At 57.6% G+C, this 18437-nt stretch carries 14 protein-coding genes; 1 reads left to right on the top strand and 13 read right to left on the bottom strand.

Annotated elements, in window-relative coordinates; genetic code table 11:
• Window positions 1-11: 11 nt before the first annotated feature.
• The 12 genes from nuoH to CDH48_RS05885 form a co-directional block, all read right to left on the bottom strand.
• Window positions 12-1019: an NADH-quinone oxidoreductase subunit NuoH gene (gene nuoH / locus CDH48_RS05940; protein WP_100687820.1), complete on the bottom strand. Its 1008-nt coding sequence runs from the start codon at window positions 1017-1019 to the stop codon at window positions 12-14.
• Window positions 1016-3808: an NADH-quinone oxidoreductase subunit NuoG gene (gene nuoG / locus CDH48_RS05935; protein WP_100687819.1), complete on the bottom strand. Its 2793-nt coding sequence runs from the start codon at window positions 3806-3808 to the stop codon at window positions 1016-1018. The genes nuoH and nuoG overlap by 4 nt, the downstream gene beginning before the upstream one ends.
• On the bottom strand, window positions 3808-5160 hold the full coding sequence (locus CDH48_RS05930) for an NADH-ubiquinone oxidoreductase-F iron-sulfur binding region domain-containing protein (RefSeq protein ID WP_100687818.1): 1353 nt from the start codon (window positions 5158-5160) through the stop codon (window positions 3808-3810). Before CDH48_RS05930 ends, nuoG begins: the two co-directional genes overlap by 1 nt.
• Window positions 5157-5684: an NADH-quinone oxidoreductase subunit NuoE gene (gene nuoE, locus CDH48_RS05925; protein ID WP_100688089.1), complete on the bottom strand. Its 528-nt coding sequence runs from the start codon at window positions 5682-5684 to the stop codon at window positions 5157-5159. The genes CDH48_RS05930 and nuoE overlap by 4 nt, the downstream gene beginning before the upstream one ends.
• Window positions 5685-5716: 32 nt before the next feature.
• Window positions 5717-7504 carry an NADH-quinone oxidoreductase subunit C/D gene (gene nuoC / locus CDH48_RS05920; RefSeq protein WP_100687817.1) on the bottom strand — a complete coding sequence of 596 codons (1788 nt, stop codon included), beginning with the start codon at window positions 7502-7504 and terminating at the stop codon, window positions 5717-5719.
• Window positions 7504-8184: a NuoB/complex I 20 kDa subunit family protein gene (locus tag CDH48_RS05915; protein WP_100687816.1), complete on the bottom strand. Its 681-nt coding sequence runs from the start codon at window positions 8182-8184 to the stop codon at window positions 7504-7506. The genes nuoC and CDH48_RS05915 overlap by 1 nt, the downstream gene beginning before the upstream one ends.
• 32 nt (window positions 8185-8216) lie before the next feature.
• A complete protein-coding gene (gene ndhC / locus CDH48_RS05910; protein ID WP_100687815.1) occupies window positions 8217-8597 on the bottom strand; it encodes an NADH-quinone oxidoreductase subunit A in 381 nt (126 codons plus the stop codon).
• A 164-nt stretch (window positions 8598-8761) separates the two neighbouring features.
• Complete coding sequence (gene gnd, locus CDH48_RS05905) at window positions 8762-9763, bottom strand: phosphogluconate dehydrogenase (NAD(+)-dependent, decarboxylating) (protein WP_100687814.1); 1002 nt, start codon at window positions 9761-9763, stop codon at window positions 8762-8764.
• Window positions 9764-9800: 37 nt separating this feature from the next.
• Window positions 9801-12632, bottom strand: coding sequence for an aconitate hydratase (gene acnA, locus CDH48_RS05900; RefSeq protein WP_100687813.1), 2832 nt, complete (start codon window positions 12630-12632; stop codon window positions 9801-9803).
• A 143-nt stretch (window positions 12633-12775) separates the two neighbouring features.
• A complete protein-coding gene (locus CDH48_RS05895; protein ID WP_100687812.1) occupies window positions 12776-14737 on the bottom strand; it encodes a heavy metal translocating P-type ATPase in 1962 nt (653 codons plus the stop codon).
• Window positions 14738-14795: 58 nt separating this feature from the next.
• Window positions 14796-15011, bottom strand: a complete 216-nt coding sequence (locus tag CDH48_RS05890) for a heavy-metal-associated domain-containing protein (RefSeq protein WP_198515473.1) — start codon at window positions 15009-15011, stop codon at window positions 14796-14798.
• Window positions 15012-15130: 119 nt separating this feature from the next.
• Window positions 15131-15892: a Crp/Fnr family transcriptional regulator gene (locus CDH48_RS05885; RefSeq protein WP_157807800.1), complete on the bottom strand. Its 762-nt coding sequence runs from the start codon at window positions 15890-15892 to the stop codon at window positions 15131-15133.
• A gap of 102 nt (window positions 15893-15994) precedes the next feature.
• On the opposite strand from CDH48_RS05885, the gene cfa reads away from it, so the two are divergent.
• Entirely contained in the window at window positions 15995-17152 is a 1158-nt protein-coding gene (gene cfa / locus CDH48_RS05880) for a cyclopropane fatty acyl phospholipid synthase (RefSeq protein ID WP_100687809.1), read from the top strand.
• Between the two features lie 101 nt (window positions 17153-17253).
• On the opposite strand, the gene CDH48_RS05875 is transcribed toward cfa, so the two are convergent.
• Window positions 17254-18189, bottom strand: a complete 936-nt coding sequence (locus CDH48_RS05875) for a hypothetical protein (protein WP_100687808.1) — start codon at window positions 18187-18189, stop codon at window positions 17254-17256.
• Between the last annotated feature and the right edge of the window lie 248 nt (window positions 18190-18437).

The raw sequence follows: 18437 nt of genomic DNA, 5'->3' as shown, positions 1-18437 counted from the left end.
TTCGAACGCTCTTAGCCCGGCGCGGCCAGCAGAATCACCCCGCCGGTCACCAGCAGGTTAATCAGCGTCAGCGGCAGACAGACAATCCAGCCAAAGGTCATCACCCGGTCGTAACGCGGCCGGGGCAGAGAGGCTCGCACCAGAATAAACAGCATTAAAAAAAAGCTGGTTTTGAGCACAAACCAGAAAATGGGTGGCAACACCGGCCCATGCCAGCCACCGAAAAACAATGTCACCACCAGCGCCGAGACCAGCAGCATGCCAACGTATTCGCCGATGAAAAACATGCCGAACTTCATGGAGGAGTATTCGATGTGGTAGCCATCTGCCAGTTCTTGTTCCGCCTCTGGCTGGTCGAAAGGGTGGCGATGCACCACCGCGAAGCCGGCGATCAAAAAATTACAGAAGCCCAGAAACTGGGGCACGATGTACCACAGCCCCTGCTGCGCGTCGACGATCTCGCGCAGATTAAAAGAGCCAGCCATGGCAACGACACCCATCAGCGACAAACCCATGAACACCTCATAGGAGATGGTCTGAGCCGAAGATCGCATGGCGCCGATTAGCGCATATTTGTTGGCACTCGCCCATCCTCCCAGCAGAACCGAATAGACGTTAATGCCGCCCATGGCCAGGAAAAACAACAGGCCGATATTCCAGTTCGCCACGCCCCAGCCCGGCGTAATGGGAATAATCATGAACGACAACAACAGCGATGCCATGGCAATGGCCGGTGCCAGTACAAAGAGCGTTTTGTCGGCAAAAGGCGGTATCCAGTCTTCCTTGAAGAAGATCTTGATCATATCGGCGACCAGTTGCAGCACGCCGAAGGGGCCGACCCGGTTGGGGCCGTAGCGATCCTGCCACCAGCCCAGCAAGCGACGCTCAACAACCGTGAGAATCGCGCCCACCAGCACCGCTGCCAGCAAAATGACCAGCGCCTGCAACATGGCCACGGCGATGGCCATCACCTCCGGGGTCAACCACTCAGGCCGCAAGTTCGCTATCGTCCGGCTCATGAGGGTGCCTCCTCATGGCTTGAAGCTGCGCCCGGCGCTGCATCCGAGACGCTGAGTCGTACCCAGTCGCCACTGCTGAAGGCGCTGGAAATCCCTGCTGGCAAACTCACCAGACCTTTCGGCAAGCACTGATCGCAACGCAGCGGCAGGGTCAGATTCAGAGCCGCTGAGTCTGTTTCCAGGGTCAGCCATGCACCCTGCTCCAGCCCCAGCCGCGCGGCATCATCAGCGCACAAACCAATGCCCGGCGCTTCGCCTGGTGCCATGGCGCGTTCCTCAATTGGCGCAGAGCGGGCAGAGGTTTCCTCACCGCCAAACAGCCGCGGCAACAGCACTAGCTGCCAGCGATCCTGGCGTGGTTCAAAGGCCGCTGGGATATCGCTGGCATAACCATAGGCACCGGGGCGCGGCGCAACCAGACGTACACCCGGATCGCCCGCACGCAGATGCCCGCCCACTTCATCGGTAAACTTGTTCCAGGCTTGATGCGAGTTCCAGCCTGGGGCCCAGGCAAACGGCACCTCCATACGCGGTGGTTCGAAGCCGCTGAAACCCTCCATAGAAAAGCTGAAGGGCGTATCCGGGTCCCGGGGAGTGCGTGGCTCGCTTATCGCGATATTGGCACGCATAGAGGTCCGCCCACTGTAACGGTGCGGTGCCCGGGCCAGTTTGACGCCCTCGACGCGATAATCCGCTCCCGGCGCCGCAGCTACGATATCGGCCAGTGCCGGATAACTCCGGGCGCAGGCCTCGGTAGCCTCATCCAGAGTGATGGGGGATTTATTGGCCCGAACAAGGCTGGCGCGCAAGGCATGCAGCCAGCGCCAGCTTTCGTGGATGCGACACTCCGGGCGCAGATAGCGCGGGTCGAAAACCTGGAAGAAACGCTGGGCTCGCCCCTCCAGGTTCACCAGCGTGCCGTCTGCCTCGGCAAAACTGGCCGCAGGCAGGCCGAGCCGTGCCTGTTGCCAGGTGCGCGTACGCTGATGATCCAGCACTACCAATGTAGTTGCAGCATTCAATGCTGCCTCAACGCGCACTTCCGGCAACCGGGCGTACAGGTCGTTTTCCACCACCACAAGCGCATCCGCACGGCCTTCGACGATCTCATCCAGAGCCCACTCCAGCGACCGACCGCCCAACATGGCAGTGCCGGTGCTGTTGGCTTCCCGGCGCACCAGCGTAAGGCCGCCGCGCCGAGTACGCCGAGACAGCGCCCGGGCAATGCTGCCCGCAGCATCGAGCACCTGAATGGATTGCAACGAACCACCGCTGATCACCAGCGGCCGGTCCGCCGCCAGCAATTGCGCGGCCACCGTTTTTGCTGCCGCCCCAAGGGTGGTATCCAGATCCGTCACCTCGGGGGCATTGGCGTCGATCGCATGGGCAATGGCAAAACCCAGGCGAGCGATATCGGCAGGCGCCAGGTTCCAGCTACCGGCACTGATCTGGTCGAGTTCGGTGCTAGCCGGATAAGCGATGTACAGCGGATACCGACTGTCCTGAGCCAGCGTTTTGACGGCAGCGGCGTTCCACGTGGGAATGCCCCGCGCTTTCGCCAGAGTGTCGCGCCGGGCAAGCACCGCCTGGCGTACCGCCAGTGCCAGGCGTGCGGCACTGTGTAACAGGTCCTCTCCCAGTACCAGCACCGCGTCGTGCGTTTCCACCTCACGCAGCGTGGGAACCGGCAGCCCACAGGACGCCTCCAACTCGGCCATACGCTTAAGGCAGTCCAGCTCACGGGCGGCGACGCCACTGGAGAAATTGTTCCGACCGACCAACTCAATCAGTTGATGATTGCTTTCCAGACTGGCCCGGGGCGAGCCGATGCCGATGACACGCCGGGCGCTGCGCAGTAGGTCCGCACCGCGGTCCAGTGCCGGATCCACCTCCAGAATGGTAGTGTCACCCGCCTGCTCACCATGCCCATCGTTCCGCCATTCCGGCTGTCGCGGCCGATCAATGCGATTGACGTAGCCATAACCGAAACGCCCGCGATCGCACAGAAAATAGCGGTTGACCTCGCCGTTGTAGCGATTTTCGATGCGGCGGATTTCGCCATAACGCTCCCCCGGGCTGGTATTGCAACCCACAGCACACTGGTGGCAGACGCTGGGCGCAAAGAGCATGTCCCACTTGCGGACGTAGCGATCAGAGTGGGTTTGATCGGTAAACACGCCGGTGGGGCAGACTTCACTCAGATTGCCGGAAAACGGGCTTTCCAGAACACCTTCCTGATGGCGCCCGAAATACAGGTTGTTGTTCGAACCAAAAACACCGAGATCTTTGCCACCGGCGTAATCGTTGTAGAAGCGCACACACCGATAGCAGTTGATGCAGCGGTTCATCTCGTGGGCAATGAACGGCCCGAGATACTGATTGCGGTGCGTACGTTTGCGGAAACTGTAACGGCGCCGGTCGTGGCCGGTCATCACCGTCATATCCTGAAGATGACAATGCCCCCCCTCTTCGCAGACCGGGCAGTCATGCGGGTGATAGGTCATCAGCCACTCCACCACGGCGGCCCGAAAGGTCCTGGCTTCCTCGTCGTCGATGGATATCCAGCTATTATCCGTAGCGGGCGTCATGCAGGACATGACAATTTTGCCCTGGCTGTCGTCCTTGTCCTTGTACTGTTTAACTGCGCACTGGCGGCAGGCGCCGATACTGTCCATGGCCGGGTGCCAGCAAAAGTAGGGAATGTCGAGCCCCAGAGACAGGCAGGCGTGCAGCAGGTTGTCGGACCCATCCACCTCATAGCTCTTGCCGTCTACGTGAATCGTCGCCATCAGCCCACCCCTTCCAGTGAAGCCTGTGCAATGCCCGCCTCGAACTCTGCCCGGAAATGACGGAGCGCCGATTCCAGCGGCATCATCGCCCCGGGCGCATGGGCACAGAAGGTGCGGGCTGGGTTCAGTCCTACGGTATGCTGCTCGAGTATTTCGATATAATCCGGCTTACCTTCACCGCGCTCCAGGGCCTGAAGAATCTTTACCGTCCAGGGCAATCCATCACGACAAGGCGTACACCAGCCACAGGACTCCCGGGCGAAGAACTGTTCAAGGTTCCGCATCAGGGAAACAATGCTCTGGCGCCTGCTGACCACCGCTATCAGCCCGGTGCCCAGCCGGCTGCCATATTGACCAATCGTATCGAAATCCATGGGCAGATCCAGGTGTTCCGGCAGCAAGAAGCCGGTACTGCCACCACCGGGCAGCCAGGCCTTGAGCGTATGTCCCTCACGCATACCACCAGCGCGATCAAGAATTTCCCGACCACGGGTACCGATGGGCAGTTCCCAGAGCCCCGGGCGCTCGACCAACCCGGACACGCCGTAAAGTTTGGTGCCCCCATCCTCGCTGCGCCCGCCGGAGAGCCCCCGATACCAGTCCACACCGTGCTGCATTACACCCGGCGCGTTGCACAGGGTCTCGACATTGTTGACCACCGTCGGCTTGCCCCAGGCCCCCGACTGGCCTGGAAACGGGGGTTTGGCTCGCGGATTGGCACGCTTGCCTTCCAGGGAATTGATCAGTGCAGTTTCTTCACCGCAGATGTAGCGCCCGGCGCCGGTATGCAAGGCTATATCGAAATCAAAGCCGCTGCCGGCAACGTCCTTCCCCAACAGCCCTGCCTCTCGCGCTTCCCCGATGGCCAGGGCCAGGGAGCGCGCCGCCTCAACGTATTCGCTGCGCAGAAAAATATAGCCGTAGCAGGAGCGGTTGGCATAAGCGGCGATAATCATGCCTTCAATCAGCAGGTGCGGCAGCTGCTCCAGCAACAGCCGGTCTTTGAACGTACCCGGCTCCATCTCGTCGGCATTGCAGATGAGGTAGCCACGGGGCAGATGATCTCCCACCTGAGTCAGGCTCCACTTGAGCCCGGCGGAAAAACCGCCGCCACCCCGGCCACGCACATTGGCCTCTTTCATGGTGCCAATCACATCGCCCGGTGTGCACTTTTCAAGCGTGCGAATGGCCGCTTCATAGCCGTCTTTTTCACGATATTCATCAAGCCCGATACGGGCGCCATCTTCCCGCAACCGCCAGGTCAGCGGATGCGTGTCAGCGCGTCGCTCACCGGCGCTCTGGCGCAATTGGCAGTGATAGCGCAGCCGTGATTCCCCAGGTATCGCCATCATGAGTAAGCCCCCAGAAGTTCATCCAGATCGTCCACCGCAACAGGGCCGAAGGTATCGTCGCCGATCATCATTGCCGGGCCGCGATCGCAGGCCCCCAGGCAGCACACCGGCAGCAGGGTGAAACGACCGTCTTCAGTTGTCTCGCCAAAACGAATGCCAAGCCGTTCGCTCAGGGCCGCACTCAGCTCCTCAGAACCGGTGAGAAAACAGGAACTGCTGTCACAGAGCAGAATCACATGCCGACCCACCGGCTGGCGAAAGATCAGGCTGTAGAAGGTCGCCACCCCCTCGACTTCTCCTGTGCCGACGCCCAGGGTTTCGGCAATGGCCGCAATGGCGCCATCCGGTACCCAGCCGTGACGTCGCTGAACAATTTTGAGCGCCTCGATACACGCGGCCTGGGGCTGCTCATAATGATCCCGCTCGGTGAGCATGGCGCGCCGGTCATCCTGGTGCAGGATGAAACCGTCACCGTCGGTGGCGATACGACGGCCTGCACCAACGCCTGATTGAGCTTTCGACATACCGGAGTCAGACATACCTGTATTGCCCATAGTCAGCGGTCCACGTCAGCCATCACAAAATCGATACTGCCCAGGTGCGCAATCAAATCCGGCACAAAGCCACCACGCATCAGCTCGGGAATTTGTTGCAGATGCGGAAAGCTCGGCGTACGAATGCGCGTACGGTAGCTCATGGTGCTGCCATCACTGGTCAGGTAATAACTGTTGATACCTTTGGTGGCCTCAATCATCTGCAGCGATTCATTGGCGGGCAGCACCGGCCCCCAGGACACCTGTAAAAAATGAGTAATCAGGGTTTCGATGTGCTCAAGCATGCGCTCCCGGGGTGGCGGCGTGGTCAGCGGATGATCTGCCTTATAGTCACCTTCAGGCATGTGATTAACGCACTGCTGGAGGATTTTCACACTCTGGCGCATTTCCTCAATGCGTAACTGGCCGCGGTCGAATACGTCGCCGTTGTTACCCAGCGGCACTTCGAAATCGAAGTTCTCATAGCCGGAATACGGACGCTGCTTGCGCAGGTCGAAATTGCAGCCAGTGGCGCGCAGGTTCGGACCGGTGACGCCCCAGGCCAGGGCGTTGGCGGTATCAAAGGCGGCAATATGCTTGGTGCGATCGCGAACCAGAGAGTTGTCCATCATCGCGCGCTCGTACTCATCAAGCCGGGCAGGCATCCAGTCAACAAAGCCCTGCACCAGCCTGTCCCAGCCTTTCGGCAGGTCCTGCATCAGGCCACCGATGCGAAACCAGGCCGGGTGCATCCGGAAGCCTGTGATCGCCTCAATAACCTCATAACCTTTCTGGCGATCGGTAAAGGCATAAAAAACGGGTGACATGGCGCCGAGATCCTGCAGATAGGTGCCCAGAAACAGCAAATGACTGGTAATGCGAAACAGTTCAGACATCATCACCCGAACCGTCTGGATGCGCGCCGTTACCTTTATGCCGGCAAGCTTCTCCACCGCCAGTACGTAAGGCAGGTTGTTCATCACACCGCCGACGTAATCGATACGGTCCGTATAGGGAATGAAGCTGTGCCAGGACTGGCGCTCAGCCATCTTTTCCGCACCGCGATGGTGGTAGCCGATATCCGGTACGCAATCGATAACCTCTTCGCCGTCAAGCTGCAGCACAATGCGAAATGCACCATGAGCAGAGGGATGATTCGGCCCCAGATTGAGAAACATGAACTCGGTATCGTCGCTCTGGCGCTGCATGCCCCAGTCTTCAGGCCTGAACTGTAGTGCTTGCTGTTCCGTTTCCTGGCTCTCCACGGTCATGCTGTAAGGATCAACTTCCGTGGCTCTGGCGTGGTGGTCCTTACGCAGCGGGTGGCCCTTCCAGGTAGGCGGCATCAGAATACGAGACAGGTTGGGATGACCTTCAAAGCGGATGCCGAACATGTCCCAGACTTCGCGTTCATACCAGTTGGCGTTGCGGTAAACAGGGATCACTGTGGGTAGCGACAGGTCGCGTTCAGAAAGCGCCACCTTGAGCATGACGTCCCGATTCCCCGAGACCGACAGTAGCTGGTAGAACACTGTGAAATCCGTCTCCGGCAAACCATGACGACGACTGCGCAAGCGCTCATCAATAGCGGACAGGTCAAACAGCATCTCGAACGGCTCGGGTAGCTGGCGCAGCACGGTGAGCACCTCCACCAGCGCGCGCCGGCTCACCCAAAACACCGGCATGCCCGTCAAGGTGGCCTGTTCACACAATATCTGATCACCAAACTGGTCTCTCAGCCGTTCGGTCAGTAAGCCGACCCGGTGATCGGGAGGATCTGTGGCACGGAGTTCGGGATTAACAACACTCATCAGATACCATCCGGCGTGCGCAGTTCCGTCACCTGAATACGCCGGTCGCGATGCTTCTCGCGCTGCGACGGCATCTCGGCGCGGTATACGCCCTGATCACCCACCACCCAGGATAGCGGCCGGCGCTCTTCCTGAATCGAATCCTGCAGCAACTGCAAACCCTGCAAAAAAGCCTCCGGACGCGGCGGGCAGCCGGCCACGTAGACATCTACCGGCAGGAACTTATCGACACCCTGCACTACCGAATAAATATCGTACATGCCCCCAGAGTTGGCACAGGACCCCATGGAAATCACCCATTTGGGTTCAAGCATCTGGTCGTAGAGTTGCTGAATAATTGGCGCCATCTTCATGAAACAGGTACCGGCAATGACCATGAAGTCCGCCTGGCGCGGAGAGGCGCGGATGACCTCGGCACCGAAACGCGCGATATCGTGGGGCGAAGTAAATGCCGTGGTCATTTCCACATAACAGCAGGACAGCCCGAAATTATAGGGCCACAAGGAGTGTTTGCGCCCCCAGTTGACTGTCGAGTTGAGCACTTCTTCAAGCTTGCCGGTGAACACGCTGCGGTGCACCTGCTGTTGCATTGGATCTTCAACACGCTGACGCTCACCCAAAGGATAGCGTGCGTTTTCTGCCGCTAATGCGTCTTCGACCCGTGTCAGGGTGTATGTCATGACTTGCCTCCCCGATGCGGACGGTCACTGCCTCAAGGCGCCCAGTCCAGCGCACCAACACGGCGGTCATAAACCAGTCCCGCTAATAGAATGAAAATGAATACTGCCGCACCCCAAAATCCGCTCCAGCCTACCTCCCGCACGGACACGGCCCAGGCAAACAGGAACACGGCTTCGATATCGAAAATCACAAAGAGCATGGCAACGAGATAAAACTGAATGGAAAAACGCTGGCGGGCACTGCCCCTGCCGATGATCCCGCTTTCGAAGGGCAACCCCTTGCTGTGACCTTTGCTGCGCCCACCAAGCAGTGCGGATACACCTAGCATGAAAGCGCACAAGCCTATGACGGCTATGATAAAAAGCCCAATGGCCCAGTACTCTGCAATCAACGCTGTTGCATCTTGTTGCATAATCAACCCGATAAAAATTTCGGAGCATATCGCTTCATGGAGCCGGCCAGTATCGGCAACCGACCTGACCTCATCTGGCAGCCACCTACTAAATCAAACGTAGGAGATATTTAAACTTTGTCAAAACTCCGCTCTTATGGCCGGCACCACATCTGAAGGATCGTTTACCCCGCCCCATGCCCTCCAAAGGCGTTGCGCATGGCTGATAGTAGACGATTGGCATAGCGCCCATGATCGCGGCTGGTGAAGCGCTGGAACAGTGCCTGGGCCAGCAGTGGTGTGGCTGCTTCTGTCTCTATAGCTGTTCGAAGTGCCCAGCGCCCTTCTCCCGAATCCGCGACCCTATCATCGTAGGCGGTAAGGCTGGGGTCGACGTTCAGGGACTCACTAGCCAAATCAAGCAGCCACGAACGAATCACCGACCCCTGGCGCCAGAGCCGGGCAATTTTGGCAAGATCGAAATCGTATTCGATGGCTTGCGGATCGTCGCAGAAGGCGGACCGCTCACCGGAGTTCTGTTGCTCGTGACTGGCATGGCGAAGCAATTCGAAGCCCTCGGCATAGGCTGCCATGATCACGTATTCAATGGCGTTGTGCGCCATCTTCACATAATGACCAGCTCCGGGGGGACCGCAGTGAAGATAGCCTTCTCCGGCGGTATCCATGTCATTTCCCGAAGGCTTTGGCTCTATGCCGCCTCCAATACCGGAAGCCAGGGCGCGAAACAGCGGAACCAGCCGTGTCACAGGCGCGTCGGCACCGCCGATCATCAAACAGTATCCGTGATCCCGACCCCAGATACCGCCGGACACGCCGACATCGACGAAGGCAATACCCTTTTCCGCAAGTTCTGCCGCTCGATAGTGGGTGTCGCGGTAATAGGAGTTGCCACCGTCGACGAGAATGTCCCTGGGCCTGAGCAAGGGGCTCAAAGTAGTAATGACATTCGCTACAGCAGTAGCGGGCACCATCAACCAGACCACTCGCGGCTTCGTCAAACATTCAACCAGCCTGTCAAGCGTCTGTGCAGGCTCGGCACCAAGCGCTGCGAGCCTTTCCAGTGCTGCAGCATCGCCATCATGCACAACCACATCATGCCCCGCCGCCATGAGGCATTGCGCCATGTTGCCGCCCATGCGGCCGAGACCGATGATTCCGATTTGCATCACATCCTCTCATGCGTTATGTCGGGAAAACCACGACCTATCCAGGCCCGGGATTTTGAGGACCGGCTGCAGGATCCAGCAACTGCCGCAACACATACGGCAGGATTCCCCCGTGCAAGTAGTAGTCGGCTTCGGCCGGAGTGTCGATACGCACAACAGCATCGAACGTTTGAGTCTGGCCCTGTGGATTGGTGGCCGTTACACGCACCTCATGAGTTGGCACCTTAGTGCCAGCCAGACCCGTGATGGTGAAGACCTCTTCACCGGTTAAGCCGAGCGTCTTGGCATTTTGCCCTTCCGGAAACTGTAGAGGTATCACGCCCATGCCGATCAAATTGGAACGGTGAATACGTTCGTATGACTCGGCTATCACTGCACGCACACCCAGCAAAGCGGTGCCCTTGGCCGCCCAGTCGCGAGAGGAACCCGAACCATATTCTTTACCAGCCAGAATAATCAAAGGCGTACCAGTTGCAGCATAATTCTCAGAAGCCTCGTATATGGTGGTCACCGGCCCATCAGCCTGAGTGAAATTACGGGTGAAACCGCCTTCAGTGCCGGGAGCCAGCAGGTTGCGCAAACGTACGTTGGCAAAGGTGCCACGAATCATTACCTCGTGATTGCCGCGGCGAGCCCCATAAGAGTTGAAGTCTTTGCGTTCCACGCCGTGTTCGGTGAGATAACGACCGGCCGGCGAATCCGGCGCAATGGCGCCTGCCGGGCTGATGTGGTCGGTGGTCACTGAATCGCCAAGTAATGCCAGCACTCGCGCATCGGTGATATCGGTTAAGGGTTCCGGGGTATGACCGATGCCGTCGAAGAACGGTGGCCTGCGCACATAGGTTGATTCTGGCTGCCATTCAAAGGTATCGCCTTCTGGAACCTCCATGCCTTGCCAATGTTCATCGCCGGCGTAAACATCGGCATAGCCCTGGGTAAACATTTCCGCATGCAGGTTTGCCGTAACTGCGTCCTCAACGGCTTGCGGTGACGGCCAGATATCGCGCAGGTAAACCGGTTTACCATCGGACCCGATGCCCAGAGGCTCGCTCGTCAGGTTGACATGCATACTGCCGACCAACGCATAAGCGACTACCAGTGGAGGCGAAGCAAGAAAATTCATCCGGACTTCCGGATGGATCCGCCCTTCAAAGTTGCGGTTGCCGGAGAGCATTGAGCACACAGTCAAGTCGTTGTCGTTGATGGCGGCGCTGACCTCAGGGATCAGCGGCCCGGAGTTGCCGATACACGTGGTGCAACCATAGCCGACCAGATGAAAACCCAGTGCCTCAAGGTATGGTGTGAGCCCCGCACGCTCAATGTAATCGGTGACCACCCGCGAGCCAGGCGCCAATGAGGTTTTTACCCAAGGCTGGGTGACCAGTCCCTTCTCCACGGCATTTTTTGCCAGCAGTGCCGCCCCGAGCATCACCGAAGGATTGGACGTATTCGTGCAAGAGGTAATAGCGGCAATGACCACCGAGCCGTGGTCGATTTCAAAGCGTTGTCCGTTGGACAGCGTCACAGGGACCGGCCTGGGCTTCCACGTTGCGGCGCAACTGTCGTCTGCCAGTGGGCGCGGCGCATCACTGGGATCATCGTGGGCGAGTGAAATCGGATCACTGGCCGGAAACGACGAGGCAGACGCCGCATCCAGACCAATTTTGAGCGCATCAGACTGTGACTCCCCCGCCAGCAGTGCGCACACTGCATTCGGTGCAATGCGTAAAGGCACGCGATCTTGCGGGCGCTTGGGGCCGGCCAATGACGGCTCTACTGTGCCTAAATCAAGCTCAACTGTTTGTGAGTACTCAGCTTCACGTACCGGGTCATGCCACATACCCTGTTCTTTGGCATAGGCCTCTATCAAACGGATCTGGTGTTCGGGTCTGCCGGTCAAACGCAGGTATGAGAGGGTTTCCCCGTCAATTGGAAAGATCGCACAGGTAGATCCGTATTCCGGGCTCATGTTGCCGATTGTGGCACGGTTGGCCAGTGGCACATTGGCAACGCCAGGGCCATAAAACTCGACAAATTTTCCCACCACGCCCGTATGCCGCAACAGCTCGGCTACTGTTAGCACCAAATCCGTTGCAGTGGCACCTGGCGGTAATTCACCGGTGAGTTTGAAACCAAGTACCTCCGGCATCAGCATACTGACCGGCTGGCCCAGCATTGCAGCTTCTGCTTCAATACCACCCACGCCCCACCCAAGCACACCCAAACCATTGACCATAGGCGTGTGGGAGTCGGTACCCACCAGAGTATCGGGGTATGCAAGCGTGCCTTCCGGCGTATCTCGCGTGAACACCACCCGGGAAAGGTACTCGAGATTAACCTGATGGCAGATGCCGGTATCCGGCGGCACAACTTTAAAATCGTCTAATGTCTGTGCACCCCAGCGCAACAGTTGGTAGCGCTCAGCGTTACGCTCGAATTCCAGGTTGGCGTTAGTCCGAAAAGCGTCCGGTCGGCCGAACACATCAACAATTACGGAGTGATCGATAACCAACTCGGTGGGAATCAGCGGGTTGATCCGGCGAGCATCCCCCCCCAGATCACCAATTGCATCGCGCATGGCCACCAAATCAACGATACATGGCACACCGGTGAAATCCTGCATCAACACCCGTGCCGGCGTATATTGAACTTCCTGCACCTGTACATGCTTCGGCTGCCACTCCACCAGGGCTTTGATTTGCTCTGCGGTAATGCGCTCGCCATCTTCGTTACGCAACAGGTTTTCCAGCAAGACTTTCAGACTGTAGGGCAGCCGTTTTACGCCGTCGATGCGATTAAGGTTATGAAAAATATAGGTCTTATCGTCGACTGTGAGCTGATCGCGGGTATTGAAGCTGTTGGATGTCATAGGGCGTCCTCCATCAGGATGCAAGACTTCCTGTGATTAATAAGTGTAGCAGTGGATAATGAACGTGCCACCGGAAGACGGTGGCACGGGTTTCGCGAATAAAAAAGCCGGAGAAGGCCTGAACCCTCTCCGGCGTTGGGGTGTCACGCTACCCGGGCACGCTGTGGCGCCATGGGAGCCGGGCTCTGCTTCCAGGCGGGGCGAGCGCGCATCAGGCGCATGCCGTTGAGGACCACCACCAGCACGGAAATCTGGTGGATGAACATGCCGCCTGCCATGTGAACCTCATTGGCAAACACTCCGGCCAGGAGACCAAACACAGTCAGCAGTGCGATGACGACGTTCTGGCGGATGTTGTTCAGGGTGGCCCGCGCCAGTCCTACCGCTTCCGCTATCTTGCCCAGATCATCAGCCATCAGTGCAATGTCCGCACTTTCGATGGCCACGTCGGTTCCGGCAACACCCATGGCAATGCCGATATCTGCGGTGGCCAGAGCGGGGGCGTCGTTGATGCCATCCCCGACCATGGCGGTGGCACCGGTTTCCCGCTGTATCTTCTGGATGGCTTCAAGTTTCTGCTCCGGCAACAGCCCGGCATGTACTTCATCAATCCCTACTTCACGGGCGATACGCTGTGCGCTGGCCAGGTGGTCGCCGGTCAGCATGACCAGGCGTTTCACTCCGCTATCACGCAGATGCTGCAGCGCAGCGGCAGCTTCAGGGCGCAGCCGGTCAGCAAACCCGAGCAGACCCACAAGCACTCCGTTCACAGACACCGCGGCTACGGTTTCACCACGTTCGCGGATTTCATCCAGAGCCACCCTTGCAGCCTCCGGCCACTCATTAACCCGCGTCTCGAGCCACACAGGGCTGCCAATTTCCACACGCTGGTCCTGCCATTGGGCGCTGATACCACCACCCGGCGCTGTTTCGAATTCATCGACACGAGGGCCGACATAGTCCTCTGGCAGCGCGCGTTCAACCGCCCTTCCCAGCGGGTGCTCAGACCCACTCTCCGCCAATGCCGCCCAATGCAGCAGCCGGATGCGGGGAGAAGCTTCACCTGCCATTGCCGGCAGGGCCGGAATTCCAGGCAGCGGTGTGACCGTTAATACCTCCGGGCGCCCTTCGGTCAGGGTACCGGTTTTATCGAAAGCCACAGCGCGGATACGACCGGCTGTCTCCAGGTATTCACCGCCTTTGATCAGAATGCCGCTGCGGGCCGCCCGACCGATACCGGCAATCACCGAGATGGGCGTGGATATAACCAGCGCACCCGGGCAGGCAATCACCAGCAGCGTCAACGCCAGGGCAATATCCTTTGTTATCAGATAGGCGCCAATGGCCATAACAATAATCGCGGGTGTATACCAACTGGCAAAGCGCTCGATCATGCGCTGGGTTGGAGCCTTGGCTTCCTGCGCCTCTTCAACGCGCTGGATAATCCGCGCCAGGGTAGTATCCGCACCCACTCCTTCGGCCCGAACCTCTAGATAGCCATCGTGGCTCACCGTACCGGCGAACACGGTATCGCCTTTTTGTTTCTCTGCGGGTATAGGTTCACCGGTGATTGCACTTTCGTCAATCGCAGCCTGGCCGCTGAGGATGACACCGTCAACACCAAGGCGCCCACCGGGGCGAACTATTACAGTATCGCCTTTTATAACTTCGTGGGGGGCCAGGGTGATTTCCCCCCCACCCCGAAGAACCGTTACCTCCGTAGGCGCCAGCGCCAGCAGGTCTTTAAGCGCCGAGCGTGTGCGTGACAGGGTTCGCGCCTCCAGATAGCCTCCGAGCACGAACAGGAAGGTGACTGCGGCCGACTCCCAGTACTCGCCAATAAACAGGGCGCCTACTGCAGCAATGGTCACCAGCAGTTCAATACTGATGATTCGGGCGCGCAGGGCCGCAAACGCCCGCAACGCAATCTCGGTGCCCGCCACGGCTGCTGCAAACAACCAGAGTGCACTGGTAAGACCCGCCGGGCCTCCGAGGAAATTACTGGCAACACCGCCAATGCCTGCAACACCAGACACCAGCACAACCATACCGCGCCGGCTGACGGGAGAATGCCACCAGCGGCGCAACTTGTTAATAAATTCCATGATTAATTACCTCAACATAACGCCAGGGGCAAACATCGGGTTTGCCCCTGGCCGCAGTTTAAAATGCGCTGACGCGAGCCTCGTAACCGACGTTACGCACCGCTGAAACCAACTGGTCGGTTTTCACCTGCCCGGCGTCGTATTCAACCTCAATGCGCCCGGTGGCAAAGTGCACCTTGGCGTGGGATACACCAGCAACCTGGCCCAGGGCTTTCTCGATCTTGGGAACACAGGAAGGACAATTCAGTTCGTCACTGCGTAGGATGATTTTCATGCTCATTCTCCTGTCTCTCTATGTTTGATGCATACAGAATGAATGATTAAGGCGAGTCTTTATATGCGCTGGAACATGTTAGTCCAACTATTTGTTAAATATATGGAAATTTAACGGAATCAATCAGATGAACCGGCATCTTCAGCCAGTTGCGCAAGGCCGTCACGATCACAAATTCGTATCCATTGGCGCCCGGTTTCAAGATAACCCCGGCGTCGCAGGCTGGAAATAATACGGCTTACGGTTGCTGCAGTTGTCGCAACCATGGCAGCGAGATCCTGTTGTGAGAGTGGCGACTGAATCAGGATGCCGGAATCATCGGCCTCGCCCAAGCGGTCTGCAAGGTCAGTCAGCACCTGTGCAATACGCGCCTCCACCGGAAGCGTACTGAGTGACCGAATAACATCGTGGGCAGCTTCAAGGTCACGGGCTACCCCATCAAGGGCACTGAGGGCCACCTCCGGGTAGGTGCGAATCAAATGCCGGAAATCTGCCGTGGTAATAGTCAGTACACAGCAGGCGGTGTGAGCTACCGCTGTTTGCGGATAACGACGCCGGCCCAGTGTCGCCAAGCCACCAAAAGGCTCACCCTGGCTCAGCAAATCCAGCACAACCTCATTCCCGGAAGCACTGTGCTGCAGGAGCTTTACCCTGCCGTGGGCAACGAGGAAAAGTGCCTCAGCCGGGTCACCCTGGTGATAAAGGGGCGCACCAGCGGGGTAGTCGACACTGCGGAACAGGCTATTCACCGCCTTAATGGCCTGCGCAGGCAACCCGCGGAAATACGGCGCATTACCCAGAATTCTCGCGCGGAGGTCCGGTGAGCAGCCGTCAGGGCTGACTTGAACATCGTCCAATGGCGTTGTGCGTTTTCGCCTCACAAAGACGCTCCTCGGCTCCTTTGCCCAGAGAGAGCCATATTTGACTAAATGGCTACTATAATCCAAAACACAGTGTAAGCCCGTTGTGGGGGAGTATCCATTATGACTGATAACCAAAGTATTCAGGCCACGTCAGCCCCAGATGCCTCCGATTCAGAGCTTCATCGCGCTATCTCTGATTTGCTGGCGACTGCCGATATACGTATCGGCGGCAAGCGGCCCTGGGATATCCAACTCAATGCCCCGGGTGTAATCGAACGAGCCATTACCAAAGGCAATCTCGGATTCGGCGAAGCCTATATGGACGGAGACTGGGACGCCGAACGGCTGGATGAGTTCTTCTACCGACTGCTGAGCTGCCAGCTGGATCAGCACTTCAAGCCCCGTACGCAATTGCTCTATTTTCTCAGCGCCACCCTGCGCAACCTGCAGCAGGGTAAACGGGTGTGGAAGGTTGCGCAGGTTCACTACGACCTGGGCAATGAATTCTATCAAGCCATGCTCGATCCACGCATGAACTACAGCTGCGGCTACTGGAAAAATGCCGACAATCTGGCCGCTGCCCAGGAAGCAAAGCTGGATCTGATCTGTCGTAAACTCGGCCTGCAACCGGGCATGCGGGTGCTCGATATTGGCTGTGGCTGGGGCGGCTTCATGGGTTATGCAGCAGAGCACTATGGCGTGGAATGCGTAGGTTTCACGGTTTCCCAGGCCCAGGCCGAGTGGATCCGGGCGCATTACGCTGGCCTGCCCATCGAAGTAAGACTGCAGGACTATCGGGAGGTAGAAGGCAAGTTTGACCGCATCGCCAGTATTGGCATGTTTGAACATGTGGGCCGTAAGAACCACCCGGAATTCATGCGTGTGGCAAACGAGGCTCTCACCGAAAACGGGCTGCTCTTGCTTCACACCATCGGCAAAAACAGAACCCGAACCGTGACCGACCCCTGGACTGAAAAATACATCTTCCCCAATGGGGACCTACCGTCCATCCGCCAGATCGCCGATGCCTCAGAGGGCCTGTTTGTAGCTGAAGACCTGGAAAATTTTGGCGCCGATTACGACAAAACCCTGATGGCCTGGCACACCAATTTCGAGGCGGCCTGGCCCAACTTTAGGGACACCCTGGGCGACCGATTCTATCGAATGTGGCGGTACTACCTGTTGTCCTGTGCCGGTGCGTTCCGTGCCCGGGATCTGCAACTGTGGCAATGGGTGTTTTCCAGAAGAGGTGTTCGAGGCGGCTATGTGCGACCGTAAGGCCGTCTCGACCGCCCACGGGATATTCCTTCTCAAAGGGCTTTCAAACCCGAATCCATCTGCAGATTACGGTGAGGAGCAACGCTCCTCACCGTGCTCGCCTAATAAACCGGCGTAAAACCAACACTGCTGCAGTCGTCATAGCTCTCAACAATCTGGCCATCAACCCAAATCGCCACAGCAGTTGCAGTACCGCCAGCGCTGCTACCATATCGCACCTCTGCTGCACCATCACTGGAGAGCCGGATTACACCCGCTGTTGGGCAATTTTCGTAATCAGATATTGCTAAAGGTGTTGGCGTAGACATCTGAATGTAACCACCAATCGCAGAGCCAATGAGTTTGCCGGACATCGCGTACTCAGCATCAAACTCTGTACCCTCCAAACGAGTTTCAGCGTTTAAAATTGCCACGTAGCGGTCTCCAATTCGCAGTTCAAATGCGTCGATAGTATTAATCACACGACCACTCTCAGTGGTATTATCCCACTGGTAAGCCTGATCCCAGTCAGCCCTCCCCTTGAGGCGCAAAGGCTCACCGGTTCTCTTGAGCTCGCCCGTTACATTGAAACTTTCAAACCCTTTCCAGCTTTCGCTGGTGTCGCTCTCTCCCGTGAGAGTATCGACATACCTATAGCTACCATTCAGAAAAACATCACCATAATCATAGGTCGAGACAACGCAATCGGTGAGCTCCCACACTTCATCATCATTCCAGCCTTCACCGGCATACTTGACTGTGGCTGTTCCCCCTGCGTCACAATTCGTAGTTCCTGACACGCCACCACTTTGCGATATGAGAATGGTGCGGATATCTTCAACCAGATCGAACCCCTCATTAAGATCGTCGTAGAGTGCAAAAACCCCGTCCAGGTTGGTGTTTGAGGAAATTTCGACACCTTTTTCTGCATAATTTTCCGTGTCATACGACAAGGTTACCTTCGAGCTTTCGTCACCACCTCCACTGCCTCCGCACGCTACCAGGAAAGTTGCTCCCGAGATAACAATCCAACGCCCTACAAATGTCTGATCTTTCATGCACTGACTCCTTGAAGGTTTAACGAAGGCCGTTTAGTTCTGGCAAAATGCTAGCCAAAGACCCAGGTATTCATTTCCGCCTGATGGACATTACAAATTTTTTACACTTAGGATAGTGTCCCATAACAGTGCAAAGCGAAAGGGTGACTATGTAAAACATCGTCATATAACTGGCTGATATGTTGAGTATTTGCGTAGATGACCCATTGCCCCTCCCATGACCGAGTTCATATACCTGTTCGGCGCTC

The sequence above is a fragment of the Marinobacter aromaticivorans genome, assembly GCF_002806975.1.
Classification (GTDB): domain Bacteria; phylum Pseudomonadota; class Gammaproteobacteria; order Pseudomonadales; family Oleiphilaceae; genus Marinobacter; species Marinobacter aromaticivorans.
Note: the sequence above shows the minus strand (reverse complement) of the source record. Positions and strands in the feature narration are given on the sequence as shown.